The sequence below is a fragment of the Streptomyces sp. CNS606 genome (assembly GCF_000426325.1).
The window spans coordinates 104,165-117,855 of sequence record NZ_AUFD01000010.1 but is presented as its reverse complement, the minus strand read 5'-3'; the positions used below and the strand labels follow the sequence as shown (position 1 = coordinate 117,855).

Sequence of the window (13,691 nt, the reverse complement as noted above, 5' to 3'; positions counted from 1 at the left end):
TCGGTGGCGACGCGTGCGGACCGGCGCTGACCGGCCCGGTGCGGTGCCGAGTGGCGAAGACAGCTCTGTCAGGTTAAGGGCCTATATGACAGATATGTGGTATTGCTCCGCGTGGCAGCCCCGGTGAACAGCCGAAGTGGCGCGAATGGGGGACCATCGACAGTGACGGGGAAGGGATACGACAGCGTCACCCGATGTGACGCGGGCAGCGACACCGAGACACCGCAACGACAGCAGCCGAGGACGACCGGACCGAACCCCGAGGAGGACGCGGTGAGGACAGCGACACTGGGACCGGAGCAGCGCACCGAGGCGCTGGCGAGGATGGCCGAGCGCGAGCTGGACGTGCTCGTCGTCGGCGCGGGCGTGGTCGGCGCGGGCACCGTTCTGGACGCGGCGACCCGCGGCCTGTCCACCGGCATCGTGGAGGCGCGGGACTGGGCCTCCGGCACGTCCAGCCGTTCCAGCAAGCTGATCCACGGCGGCCTGCGCTACCTGGAGATGCTGGACTTCGCGCTGGTCCGTGAGGCGCTGAAGGAACGCGGGCTGCTGCTGGAGCGGATCGCGCCCCACCTGGTGAAGCCGGTGCCGTTCCTCTACCCGTTGCAGCACAAGGGCTGGGAGCGGTTCTACGCCGGTTCGGGCGTGGCGCTCTACGACGCGATGTCGCTGTCCTCCGGGCACGGCCGCGGACTGCCGATGCACCGTCACCTCTCCCGCCGGCGCGCGCTGCGCGTGGCCCCCTGCCTGAAGAAGGACGCCCTCGTCGGCGCTCTGCAGTACTACGACGCGCAGATGGACGACGCCCGCTACGTCGCCACGCTCGTCCGTACGGCCGCCCGCTACGGCGCGCACGCCGCCAACCGGGCCCGGGTGACCGGCTTCCTGCGCGAGGGCGAACGCGTCGTCGGCGCCCGCGTGCAGGACCTGGAGCAGGGCGGCGAGTACGAGGTCCGCGCCAAGCAGGTCGTCAACGCGACCGGCGTGTGGACGGACGACACGCAGGCGCTGATCGCCGAGCGCGGCAAGTTCCACGTCCGCGCGTCCAAGGGCATCCACCTGGTGGTGCCCAAGGACCGCATCAACTCCACCACCGGCCTGATCCTGCGGACCGAGAAGAGCGTCCTCTTCGTCATCCCGTGGGGCCGGCACTGGGTCGTCGGCACCACGGACACGGACTGGGACCTGGACAAGGCGCACCCCGCCGCATCGAGCGCGGACATCGACTATCTGCTCGAACACGTCAACTCGGTGCTCGCCACTCCGCTGACGCGGGACGACGTGGAGGGCGTGTACGCGGGCCTGCGTCCGCTGCTGGCCGGCGAGTCGGAGGCCACCAGCAAGCTCTCCCGGGAGCACACCGTCGCCCACCCCGTGCCGGGGATGGTCGTGGTGGCGGGGGGCAAGTACACGACGTACCGGGTGATGGCCAAGGACGCGGTGGACGAGGTCGTGCACGGCCTGGACCACCGGGTCGCGGACTGCTGCACCGAGGACGTGCGGCTGGTCGGCGCCGAGGGGTACCGCGCGATGTTCAACGCCCGCGCCCGCATCGCCGCCCGCACCGGCCTGCACGTGGCCCGGGTCGAGCACCTGCTGGGGCGTTACGGCTCGCTCACCGAGGAGGTGCTGGAGCTGATCGCCGGCGATCCCAAGCTGGGCGAACCGCTGCCCGCGGCCGACGACTACCTCAAGGCGGAGATCGTCTACGCCTGCACCCACGAGGGCGCCCGCCACCTGGACGACGTGCTCACCCGCCGCACGCGGATCTCCATCGAGACCTTCGACCGCGGGACGCGCAGCGCCCACGAGTGCGCGGAGCTGATGGCTCCGGTGCTCGGCTGGGACGCCGAGCAGATCGACCGCGAGGTCCAGCACTACCGGAAGCGGGTGGAGGCCGAACGGGAGTCGCAGCGCCAGCCCGACGACCTCACCGCCGACGCCGCCCGCCTGGGCGCGCCGGACATCGTGCCGCTCTGACGCCGACGCCCGGGGCCCGAGGGCCCCCTCGGGCCCCGGGCCGCGTGCGGCCGACCGGAGCGGCCGGCCGGTCGCACGCGGCCGCCGGTCAGTGCCCCTCGTGCTGCTTCGCCAGCGACGGGCCGTAGTTGGGGATGTTGGCGCCCACGCCGACCGTCACGCTGCCGTTGTACGCGGTGCCCTGGTACGGGGCACCGCCGTTGGCGAACTGCCAGCCGCCGATCACGGCGCCGTGCACGTTGATGTAGCTGTCGCCGCTGAGCAGCGAGAAGTGCACGTGCGGGCCGCTGGACGCGCCGCCGCAGGAGACGTCGTTGCCGATGTGGCCGAGCGCGGTGCCGGCGCCCACCGAGGCGCCCTGCGGCGTGATGTTGTTGACCAGGTGGTAGTAGTCGGTGGACAGGCCGTTGTCGTGGTAGATCCGGATCCAGCCGCGGTAGCCGCCGGAGGCGCACATCGCGTACGCCACGCCCCCGCGGGCCGCGCGGGCGATGCCGTCGCCGCCGGAGAAGTCCATGGAACTCCACGCGCCGCCCGCCCCGACGCCGAACGGGTGCGGCCCGCCGGTCCAGGTCCAGGTCTGGCCCACCGCCCACGGCAGCGTCAGCCCGGTGTTGGCGAACCCGGCGGCGCCCTGCGGCTCACGGGTGCCGACCTTGCCGAGGACCGACCGCTCCTGCGCGGAGAGCAGTGTGCCGGGCGCGCGCTCGACCAGTGTGCGGAACTCCGCACTGCCCTCGAGCGCGATGTCCCACGCGCCGCCGTCGGCCCGCGCGACGTACAACCAGCCCTCCGGCGAGGCGTGCTCGTCCGGCGGCGCGGTCAGGACGGTCGAGCCGAAGGCCCACCGGCCGTCGCCGGCCCGCCGTTCGACGGCGACCTGGCTCTCGCGGGAGTCGGCCGCCAGCCGTGCCGTGGTGGCGTCGGCGCGGCCGAGCGTCGCCTCGGCGACGGCGGTGCGCAGCGTGCCCGCGGGCGGGGCCTCGGCGGGCTCCGCCCCGGCGGGGGCGGCGGTGCCGACGAGGACGGAGAGGGTCGCCGCCAGCGCGGCGACGCCGGCGCGGAGGCGGAACCGCCGTGCGCCGCCGCGCGGGGCGCGTCTCGGGCGGGGGGAGGGGGACGGTGTCATGTGGGGCTCGCTTTCACGAGAGCGTGGGGGTCGCGGTGCCGCATCTGGGTGATGCGAACATGACACTTCTACACGTCGTGCGCCGCGAGCAGAAGGACGCGGGCGGAAGACGGCACGCGCCTCCCGCCCGCCCTGGTGCGGCAGCCGTCCCGCCCTTCCTCAGGACGCCGCGCCGCACTCCCGCCGCCCGCCGCCCCGGCGCCGCAGCGGGGCCCGGAGCCACCGGCGCCCGGCCGTCCGGCCGCGGATGCGCCGGCGGTCGGGGGTGTCCGTGCGGCTCGTCCAGCGGCGGCTCGAGGTGCTCGCCCACCCCGCGAGGATGCGGCTCGCCCACTTCCTCGCCCGCGCGCCGTACACGACGGGGGGAGTTGGCCGAGTCGACGGGCATCAGCGCGCCGGAGGGCACGACGTGCGGACGGTCCTGTGCCCCCCCCCCCCCCCGCGCGGGGGCCCGTTGAGCACCTGCCCGCGTGCACGCGGGCCCTTGAGGTAGGCCACAATGGGTATCCGCCGAGGAGTCGGCCGCTTGAGGGGAAGCAAGGGGTTTCATGGGCCAGGACGTTGAGGAGGGCCGCCTCGTCGGCGGCCGTTACCGGCTCGAGGGTGTGCTGGGCCGCGGCGGCATGGGAACGGTGTGGCGCGGCACGGACGAAACCCTGGGCCGCACGGTCGCGGTGAAGGAACTGCGGTTCCCGTCGAGCGTGGACGAGGACGAGAAGCAGCGCCTCATCACCCGCACCCGGCGCGAGGCGAAGGCCATCGCCCGCATCCGCAGCGGCAGCGCCGTCACGGTGTTCGACGTCGTGGACGAGGACGACCGCCCGTGGATCGTCATGGAGCTGGTCGAGGGCGGCTCGCTGGCCGACCGCATCCGCAAGGAGGGCCCGCTGACGCCGCGCCGGGCCGCCGAGGTGGGTCTCGCGGTCCTCGACGTGCTGCGCGCCGCGCACCGCGAGGGCATCCTGCACCGCGACGTGAAGCCGTCCAACGTGCTGATGGAGGAGGGCACCGACCGCGTCGTGCTCACCGACTTCGGCATCGCCAAGGTCGAGGGCGACCCCTCCATCACCTCGACCGGCATGCTCGTCGGCGCCCCCTCCTACATCTCGCCCGAACGCGCCCGCGGCAAGCCGCCGGGGCCGCCCGCCGACCTGTGGTCCCTGGGCGGACTGCTGTACGCGGCCGTCGAGGGGCGCCCGCCCTACGACAAGGGCTCCGCGCTCTCCACGCTGACCGCGGTGATGACCGAGCCCGTGCCGCCGCCGACGAAGGCCGGCGAACTCACCGACGTGCTCTACGGGTTGCTGGAGAAGGACCCCGAGCAGCGGCTGGACGTCGACGGCGCGTACACGCTGCTGGACGCCGTGGCGTCCGGCGCCGCCGCCGTGCCCGAGGTGCCCGACGCCACCCGTACGGTCATGCTGCCGCCCGCTCCGGAGGACGGGGACGACGACGACGGGAAGACCGGTGAGGACGCGAAGGGCTCCGCCGCGTCGCCGTGGTCGCGCGGCACCACCGGCGGGCGCAGCGCGACCCGCGGCGGCAGTACGCGTTCCGGCGAGCGGCTGCGCGGCGCTTGGAAGTCCGTACGTGCCGCCGCCGCGGCCGACGCGGCGGCGGGCTCCGCCCCGACGGGGGCGGCGGACGAGGGCGCGACCACCCCGGAGAAGAAGGACGGCACGGACGAGAAGCCCGGCGAGGGCGTCGTCGCGGCCCACGTCTCCGACCCGGGCGACGCCACCGGATCGGTCGGGAGCCGGGCCGGCGGCCCCGCTCCCGCACGCTCCGGGGGCGACCTGCTCGCCACGCTCAAGAGCCCCGGCGGCAAGCGGGCCCTGATCGTGGCCGGTGTCCTCGTCACCGTACTGGTGATCATCGGCGCGGTGATCGCCAACGGCGACGACGGCGGCAGCGGTTCGGGCACCGATGACGGCGGCAACAGCGCCGGCAAGGACCCCGGCAAGAAGGACGAGAACGCCGAGAACGGCACCTCCGGCACGGGCGAGGGCGGTGACAAGCCGGCGCCGGACCCCACACCGAGCAGTGACGACGAGCAGGACGACGGCGAGGGCGGCGACGACGGCGCGGACCAGGGCGGCGGCGGTCTCCCCGAGGGATACACCACGGTGGAGAACTCCCGCTTCCACTTCTCGCTGGCCATGCCCGAGGGCTTCGAGATGTACGGCACGGCGGGCCGCGGTTCGGGCGCCAAGTACCGCCCGGCAGACGGCGGTTACCCGCGCATACAGGTCGACTACACGGGCAGCCCCGGTGACGACGCGCTGGCGGCCTGGCAGGGGCTCGAAGGGGCGACCCGCAGCCAGAGCACCGACTACAAGCGCGTGAGCATGGAAGAGGTCGAGTGGCGCGACTACCCGACCGTCGCCGACTGGGTCTTCGAACGGACCGAGGGCGGCGAACGGGTACGGGTGATCAACCGCGGTTTCAAGGTGGACGACGACCAGGGCCACGCCATCCTGGTGACCTGCAAGGCCGACGCCTGGGACGGCGAGGCCTGCACCACCCTGCGCGAGACCGCTTTCGAGACCTTCCGGCCGCGCTGAGGTCCGTCCGGTCCGGTACAGACGTCACGATCCGTGCGCGGGCGGCGGCGTGACGCCGCGACAGCACGTATCGTGAGAGGTCGTGGACCGTACGCATCCGCAACACGACGGAAGCCGAACGGTTTCGACAGGCTCTGCTCGGCACGGTGGGGAGGCGCTGTGGACGACGACGTGGAGTACGCGGGACGGCTCCTCGCCGGACGCTACCGACTGCCGCACGTGGCCGACGACTTCGCCGAACCGGCCGGCACCCCGGCGTACGACACGGCCAGCGGCCAGGAGGTGCTGGCCCGCCGGGTCCTGCTGCCCGAAGTCGTCGAGGCCGAGTTCCTGGACGACGCGCCTCCCGGCCGGGCGGGTGCGAACGGGGGGAGCGCCGGCGCGACCCGGCGGCCCTCCGACCCGGCGGTGCGCCGCGCCGTCGAGGCGGCCCTCGCCGCGTCCCGCATACCCGACCATCCACGCCTGGACCAGGTCTTCGACGCCTTCGTGGAGGGGGACGCGCTGTGGGTGATCAGTGAACTCCTGCCCGCACGGCCGCTGTCCGAACTGATCGCCGCCCGTCCGCTCGCCGCGCACCGGGCGGCGGAGATCGCCGCCGACGTGCTCGCCGCGCTGCGCACGGTGCACGCCCACGGGTGGGTGCACCGCAACGTCACCGCCCGCACGGTGCTGGTCTGCGACGACGGGCGCGCCGTCCTCACCGGCCTGGCCGCCGGGGCGGCGGAGGAGGCGCTGTGCGGCCACGACCCGCTCCCCGACCCGTCGCGCACCACCGCCGAACCGCGCGGCGGGATACCGCCCGCCGCCCAGCCCGGCCGCCCGGCCCCGGCGGATGCCGCGGCGCTCGCCCGCGCCGTGCCGGGTCTTCCCAGCGCGGCGCAGAGTCCCCTTCCCGCGGGCTTCCACCGCGACGCGCCGCACGCCCTCGCCGCGCAGCACCCGCACCAGCACCAGGAGCAGGGGCAGGAGCAGGAGCAGCACCAGCGAGGGTCGCTGCCCGCGACGTTCACCGGCCCGGAGGCACCGGGCACGGCGGAGACCGGCGACGGCACGGCGGACGCGGTGCCCGTGCCCGGCCGGGAGGGGATCTTCGGGTTCGAGGGCGCCGACTCCGGCGGCGGGCCCGCCGCCCGGGCCGCCCGGCGCGGGGCCATCGCGGCCTACCGGGCCGGCGCGCAGGCGGCCACCGCCCGGGTCGCCGCCGAGGCGCAGCAGCGCGGCGGCGCCGACTGGTGGACCAAGGACTCCGGCCCCCCGGCGGACGATCCCGGCAGCGGACCGCACGACCCGTATGCCCCGTACGGACCGCACGGCAGCCCGTACGCCCCGGCCGACCGGGTCCCGGAGGCGCACGGTACGGACCCGCACGGGCCGGCCGCGCTGCCCGGCCCGCGCCGGATCCCCGGCCGTTCCGTGCCGACACCGTGGGCGCCCGAGCAGCGGGACCCCGTGCCGGACGCGCCGGGCGACGAGGAGGCGGCCGCCGGGACGGAGCACGCCGAACGCCACCGCGGCCCGACCACCTCGCTCGCCGCCGAACGGGCCCGCCAGGCGCGGATGGCGATGGTCGGTGCGACGACCGAACGCTGGGCGCCCGAACAGGCCGGACCGGTGCACGAGAACTGGCGCCTTGCGCCGCCCGTCGGCCCGTCGGCCGATCTGTGGGCTCTCGGCGTCCTGCTCTTCCGCGCCGTCCAGGGCCACGCGCCCTACCCGGAGGACGACGTCGCCGAACTGGTGCAGATGGTGTGCGCCGAACCGCCCGCGTTCGCCGAGGAGTGCGGCCCGCTGCGTCCGGTCGTCGAGTCCCTGATGCGCCAGGACCCCACCGAGCGGCCCGACTTCGAGGTGCTGCGCGGCTGGCTGCGGTCGCTGATCCGCTCCGCGCCGGAGCCGGACGTCGGCCGCTACACGCTCACCGCGCCGCCGTCCCTGGAGCCCGGCCGCCCCTCCGACCCGCGCCGGCTGCCCGTCAAGCGGCGCCGCGGCGAACTGGTCCGCAGGAGGCGCACCGGCCGCGGACCGCGCGGCGGCGCGCGGCGTACGCAGCGCCACGCGCCGGCCGCGCCGCGCCCCGCTCCTCGGCGGGAACGTGCGGCGCGTCCCGAACCCGCGCCGCGGCAGCCGCAGGAGCCGCGCCCGCCCCGCCCCGCCCGGGCGCCGGGGGCCGGCGGCACCGGCCGTAGCCCGAAGAGCCTGGGCCGGCTCCTTCTCGGGGGCGTGCTGCTGCTGCTCACTGCGGCCGTGCTGTACGCGATGTGGTTCATGCCGAGGCAGGACACCGTGGACGACGGCAGCCGCCGCAGCTCGCTGGAACAGCCCGAGGCGCCGCCCGCGTCCGGCGGGCCGGCGCCCGAGGAGACGGCGGGGCAGCAGGACGACGAGCGGGAGCCGTCGGGGGAGACCGCGCCGCAGACCTCCGAACCGGCCGCCCCCGCGGACGGCTTCCGCCTGCACGAGGATCCGACGGGCTTCCGGATCGCGGTGCCCGAGGGCTGGGACCGCAACGCCCCGAACGGGCGCGGCCAGGTGCGCTTCGACAGCGGCGAGTTCGAGATGGTGGTCGTCAAGGGTCGTGACTCGACGGAGAAGTTCGGCAGCGATCCGATGGCGTACCAGAGCGACGGCGAGCGTGAGCTGGAGCCGTTCCGTACCTCCGACTGGTCGTCGGCCTCCGGTCTGCGGCGCATCGACGTGGGCGACACGGCGATGGCCGAGGGTACGTACACCTGGCAGGACGCCAGCGGGCGCGACGTCTACGTGCGGAACCGGGCGATGATCCTCGACGGCCGGTACCACCTGGTGCTGGTCATCGGCCCGGACGACGAGCGTGACGCGGTCGACCGCTGGTTCGGGGGCGCCGCCGACACCTACCGCGTCCTGCGGTAGCCCCTCCAGGGCTGCCAGTCCCGGTCACTCCGTCTGCCGGTCGGCGGTCCTCGTTCCGCGTCGGTCCGAGTGCGGGCCTGCGGACGCCCGTACGAGGTTCCCCGGCCGTTGGCCGCCCCGCGTCCGGCACTCCCGGTTCCCCGGTCGGGACGGCGTGCGGCGGGCCCGTCGGCGTCCGGGCCCCGGGGTGGGCGGCGCCCCTGTCTCCGGCCGCTCTCCGTCGTGGCGGCGAGACCGTGCCAGTGTCCACTGGCGTGATGGTAAAGCTCCGGTGAAGACGGTTACCGACGGGTATACACGTGGCACCCGCGACCGTACTCTGCGCGCATGACGGACTCGCAGGACACGGTCAGCCCGCCCCCCGCCGCCGACACCGCCCCGGCCGAACCGGACCGCGGCAACCCGGTCGCCGAGGCGCCGGACGGGGGCGCGGGCGGGCGGACTGCCGCCGACGTCGTCACGCCCGACGTCGTCGAACGCCTCACCCGCGCCGTCGTCGGCTCCCGGCGCACCGTGAACCACTGCCCGCTCACCGGCGAGGTGCTCGCCCGGCTGCCGGAGTCCACACCCGAAGACGTGCTCACCGCCTTCGAGCGGGCGCGCGCCGCCCAGACGGCGTGGGCGGCCCGCAGCGTACGGGAGCGCGCGGCCGTCCTGCTACGTTTCCACGATCTCCTCCTCGCCCGCCAGGACGAGGTGCTGGACCTGATCCAGCTGGAGACCGGCAAGGTGCGGCTGCACGCGCACGAGGAGGTGCTCGCCGTCGCCGTCGCGGCCCGCCACTACGGCCGCAAGGCTCCGGCGTACCTGCGGCCGAAGGGCCACACCGGCGCCATCCCGGTGCTCACCAAGGTCACCGAGCACCGCCATCCGCGCGGCGTCGTCGGTCAGATCGCGCCGTGGAACTACCCGCTGGAACTGTCCGTCGGCGACGCCCTCCCGGCCCTCGTCTCCGGCAACGCGCTCGTCATGAAGCCGGACACCGAGACCGCGCTGACCGCCCTGTGGGCGCGGGAGCTGCTGGTCGAGGCGGGGCTGCCGCCCGAGGTGTGGCAGATGGTGATCGGTGACGGCCCGGTCGTCGGGCCGGTCGTCGTCGCGCAGGCCGACTACGTGTCGTTCACCGGCTCCACCCGCACCGGCCGCGAAGTCGCGCAGAACGCGGCCGCCCGGCTGATCGGCTGCTCCCTCGAACTCGGCGGCAAGAACGCCATGCTGGTGCTGGAGGACGCGGACCTCGACAAGGCCGCGGAGGGCGCCGTCCGTGCCGCCTTCTCCTCCGCGGGCCAGCTGTGCATCTCCGTCGAACGGCTCTACGTCCACGAGTCCGTCGCGGACGCCTTCCTGGAGAAGTTCGTCGCCCGCACGAGGGCCGTACGGCTCGGCCGGCACCTCGCGTTCGGCGCCGAGATGGGCTCGCTGGTCTCACAGCGGCAGTTCGAGCTGGTCACCGAGCACGTCGGGGACGCCGTCGCCAAGGGCGCCACCGTGCTGACCGGCGGCCGCGCCCGCCCCGACGTCGGCCCGCTGTTCTTCGAACCGACCGTCCTCGGCGGGGTGGAGCCGTCGATGACGCTGTGCACCCAGGAGACCTTCGGCCCGGTGGTCTCCGTCTACCGCGTCTTGGACGAGGACGAGGCCGTCCGCCGCGCCAACGCCACCCCGTACGGCCTGAACTCCAGCGTGTGGAGCCGTGACGGGCGCCGCGCCCGCCGCGTGGCCGCCCGGCTGCGCACCGGCACCGTCAACGTCAACGAGGGCTACGCGCCCGCGTACGGCAGCGTGCAGGCCCCCATGGGCGGCATGGGGGAGTCCGGCATCGGGCGGCGCCACGGCTCCGAGGGCATCCTCAAGTTCACCGAGCCGCAGACCGTCGCCCACCAGCGCCTGCTGCCGATGGCGCCGTCGATGGGGATGAGCGACGCCTCGTACGCCGCGTTCATGAATGTGTCCCTGAAGGCCCTCAAACTGCTCCGCTTCCGCTGACCCGAAGGAGACGTGCCCAGTGTCAGCCCCCCAGCATGCGTACGACTACGACGTCCTCGTCGTCGGCTCCGGCTTCGGCGGTTCGGTCTCCGCGCTCCGGCTCACCGAGAAGGGCTACGCGGTGGGCGTCCTGGAGGCCGGCCGCCGCTTCAGCCGGGAGAGCCTGCCGAAGAACTCCTGGGACGTGAAGAACTACCTGTGGGCCCCGGCCCTCGGCCTGTACGGGATCCAGCGCATCCACCTGATGGACAACGTGATGATCCTGGCCGGCGCCGGGGTCGGCGGCGGCTCCCTCAACTACGCCAACACCCTCTACGTGCCGCCGCCCGCGTTCTTCCAGGACCGTCAGTGGGGCGCGATCACCGACTGGCAGGAGGAGCTGGAGCCGTACTACGACCAGGCGCAGCGCATGCTCGGCGTCCGCCTCAACCCGACGATGACGCCGTCCGACGTCCACCTCAAGGCGGCGGCCGAGAAGATGGGCTGCGGCGACAGCTTCCACCTGGCGCCCGTCGGGGTCTTCTTCGGCGACGGCGAGGACGCCGACGGCTCCGTGCGCGCGGACGCAGGAACCGTGGTCCCGGACCCGTACTTCGGCGGCGCCGGACCCGACCGCCGCGCCTGCAACGAGTGCGGCGAGTGCATGACCGGCTGCCGGCACGGCGCCAAGAACACCCTCAACGAGAACTACCTGCACCTCGCCGAGAAGGCCGGGGCCGTCATCCACCCGATGACCACCGTCACCGAACTGCGGGAGGACGGGAACGGCGGCTTCGAGGTGGGCACCGTGCCCACGGACCGGCGGAGGGCGAAGCCCACCGTGCTGCGCGCCCGCCGGGTGGTGGTCGCGGCCGGCACCTACGGCACGCAGACGCTGCTGCACCGCATGCGCGACACCGGAGCCCTGCCCCACCTGTCGCAGCGGCTCGGCGAGTTGACCCGCACCAACTCCGAAGCCCTCGTCGGCGCACAGACCGCCGGCCGCCGCTACCGGAAGAAGTACGGCAAGGAGGCGAAGCTCGACTTCACCCGCGGCGTCGCCATCACCTCCTCCGTCCACCCGAACGAGAACACCCACATCGAGCCGGTTCGCTACGGCAAGGGCTCCAACGCGATGGGCGCCCTCACCACCCTCCAGGTGCGGCACGGCACCCGCCTGCCCCGCGCCCTCGCGCACGTGGTCACCCACCTGAGGCACCCGCTGCAGACGCTGCGCCTGCTGTCCAAGTGGAAGTGGTCCGAGCGCATCATCATCGGCCTGGTCATGCAGACCCTGGACAACTCGCTGACCACGTACCGGAAGACGAAGGGCCCGGGCAAGGGCCTGCTGACCGCCCGGCAGGGCCACGGCGCGCCCAACCCGCTCTACATCCCGGAGGGCGCGGAGGCCGCCCGGCGGCTGGCCGACGAGATCAACGGCTTCCCCGGCAGCAACATCGGCGAGGTCATGGGAACCCCGCTCACCGCGCACTTCCTCGGCGGCTGCCCCATCGGCGCGGACGCCGACAGCGGCGTCATCGACCCGTACCACCGCCTGTACGGCCACCCCGGCATCTCCGTCGTGGACGGCGCCGCCGTCTCCGCGAACCTGGGCGTCAACCCGTCGCTGACCATCACGGCGCAGGCCGAGCGCGCCATGTCGCTCTGGCCGAACAACGGCGACGCCGACCCCCGTCCCGAACAGGGCACGGCGTACGTGCGGCTGGCTCCGGTGCAGCCGTCCGCCCCCGCCGTGCCCGAGGACGCGTTCGGCGCGCTGCGGCTGCCGCTGCTCCCGGTCCCCTCCGTTCCGCCGAAGTCCGCCCCCGCAGACGGGACCTGACCGCCCGGCCGCCCTCAGGGCCGGCGGCGGCGGGCGGCGAGGCGGAGGGCGGCGGCCCCGAGGGCGACGGCCGTCAGGCTCGCCAGGCCGACCAGCGGGAGACCCTGTCCGGCGCCGGTCTCCGCCAGCGCGCCGTCCGGGAGGGCGGCCTCCGGGCCCGCGTCCGTACGGGTCGCCGGGCGCAGCACGGCCGGGGCACGGCCGCCCTGCGGACGTACGTCCGCGGTGGTGGCGGCCGCGTACGTGGAGGTGATCTCGAAGCGGTACCACTCGTCGTCCTGCCGGCAGAGCGGGCTGCCGGGCGGACCGTCCGCGACCCAGCGGGTGCTGAATGCCAGGGCGCCGGCCGCACCAGAAGGGGTGTCCGGCGCGAGCCGAAGGCGCAGCCGCATCTCGTAGGTGCGGCCGGCCTCGACGTCCGTGTACGCGTACACGCCTCCTCCGGACGAGGCGTCCTGCCAGGTGTCTGCGCCCCAGTCGAAGTACTGGACGACGACGTGGCGTTGGGCGGCGAGCCAGTCGCTCGCGTACAGACCGTCGCGGAAGGCGACGGCCAGGCCGAACTGCACCCGGGTCGCGTCCGCGCCCTCGGTGTTGTCCAGGATCACCGTGAACGGCTCGGTGGTGGAGCCCGCGCGCACGACGGCGGGGAGCCCGGACACGCTCACGTCGAAGTCCGCCACGTCGCAGACCTCGCCGGGCAGGTCCTCGTCGGCGTCCGCGCCGGGGCTCCGGCTCGGCTCTCGGCTTCCGCTCGGCGAAGGGCTTCCGCTCAGGGTGGGGCTCCCGCTCGGGGTGGGGCTGCTGGGCGGAGGGCTGGAACTCGGCGGTGTGGGCGGCACGCTGGGCGTCGTCGTCGCGTCGGGGGAGGCCGGGGGCGTCGCGGTCGGTGTATCCGGCTCCGGCGCCGTGGTGCTCCGCGACGGAGTGGGCGTCGGGGACGTCGTGCGCGTGCCGGGCGGTCCGGCCGTGGCGGACGGGGTGGGCGAACCGTCCCCCGTGGGTGTGGCGTCGGCCGTCGCGGACCCGGCCGGTGCCGTCACGGCGATGGACGCGAGAACGCCGGTTGCGGCGGCGGACAGGAGCGCGCGGCGCAACTGCATGATGTCCTCGTCCCGTTCGTGGAAGGGAGTTGGGCGCGGCGCGAGGGGGCGCCCGGCTGGTCCCGGTGCGCAGTACGGTAGGGGCCGCCGACGTCCCTGTCAGCCCGCGTGACGCACCCGGTCCGTCGTGCGCGCGAGCGGGCACCCGGCATGACGGACGACTCGGGACGGTTGCTCTCGATCCCGTGCATTCTCCTGTGATTCATGTCACTTCG

General features: G+C 74.5%; 7 protein-coding genes. 5 read left to right on the top strand and 2 right to left on the bottom strand.

Translation table 11 applies throughout. The features are described 5' to 3' along the window. The first annotated feature begins 273 nt into the window (after window positions 1-273). Complete coding sequence (locus K304_RS0108075; RefSeq protein ID WP_027763328.1) at window positions 274-1,980, top strand: glycerol-3-phosphate dehydrogenase/oxidase; 1,707 nt, start codon at window positions 274-276, stop codon at window positions 1,978-1,980. Between the two features lie 88 nt (window positions 1,981-2,068). On the opposite strand, the gene K304_RS27985 is transcribed toward K304_RS0108075, so the two are convergent. Further along, window positions 2,069-3,109: a peptidoglycan DD-metalloendopeptidase family protein gene (locus K304_RS27985; RefSeq protein ID WP_051308112.1), complete on the bottom strand. Its 1,041-nt coding sequence runs from the start codon at window positions 3,107-3,109 to the stop codon at window positions 2,069-2,071. 548 nt (window positions 3,110-3,657) lie between these two features. Between K304_RS27985 and K304_RS0108060 the strand changes: the two genes are divergently transcribed. From K304_RS0108060 to K304_RS0108045, 4 genes are all read left to right on the top strand, one after another. Beyond that, the gene (locus K304_RS0108060) at window positions 3,658-5,673 is read left to right on the top strand and encodes a serine/threonine-protein kinase (RefSeq protein WP_027763326.1); all 2,016 of its coding nucleotides are present in this window, start codon (window positions 3,658-3,660) and stop codon (window positions 5,671-5,673) included. 159 nt (window positions 5,674-5,832) lie between these two features. Next, complete coding sequence (locus K304_RS0108055; protein WP_027763325.1) at window positions 5,833-8,565, top strand: protein kinase; 2,733 nt, start codon at window positions 5,833-5,835, stop codon at window positions 8,563-8,565. A gap of 327 nt (window positions 8,566-8,892) precedes the next feature. Beyond that, window positions 8,893-10,551 carry a succinic semialdehyde dehydrogenase gene (locus tag K304_RS0108050; protein WP_027763324.1) on the top strand — a complete coding sequence of 553 codons (1,659 nt, stop codon included), beginning with the start codon at window positions 8,893-8,895 and terminating at the stop codon, window positions 10,549-10,551. Between the two features lie 19 nt (window positions 10,552-10,570). After that, window positions 10,571-12,373: a GMC family oxidoreductase gene (locus K304_RS0108045; protein ID WP_027763323.1), complete on the top strand. Its 1,803-nt coding sequence runs from the start codon at window positions 10,571-10,573 to the stop codon at window positions 12,371-12,373. Window positions 12,374-12,387: 14 nt separating this feature from the next. Here K304_RS0108045 and K304_RS0108040 read toward each other — a convergent pair whose 3' ends face one another. Beyond that, window positions 12,388-13,056: a hypothetical protein gene (locus K304_RS0108040; RefSeq protein WP_027763322.1), complete on the bottom strand. Its 669-nt coding sequence runs from the start codon at window positions 13,054-13,056 to the stop codon at window positions 12,388-12,390. Between the last annotated feature and the right edge of the window lie 635 nt (window positions 13,057-13,691).

Coding starts and splice junctions, on each gene's coding strand:
- K304_RS27985 (WP_051308112.1), bottom strand. CDS start 3,109: ATGACACCGTCCCCCTCCCCCCGCCCGAGACGCGCCCCGCGCGGCGGC.
- K304_RS0108060 (WP_027763326.1), top strand. CDS start 3,658: ATGGGCCAGGACGTTGAGGAGGGCCGCCTCGTCGGCGGCCGTTACCGG.
- K304_RS0108050 (WP_027763324.1), top strand. CDS start 8,893: ATGACGGACTCGCAGGACACGGTCAGCCCGCCCCCCGCCGCCGACACC.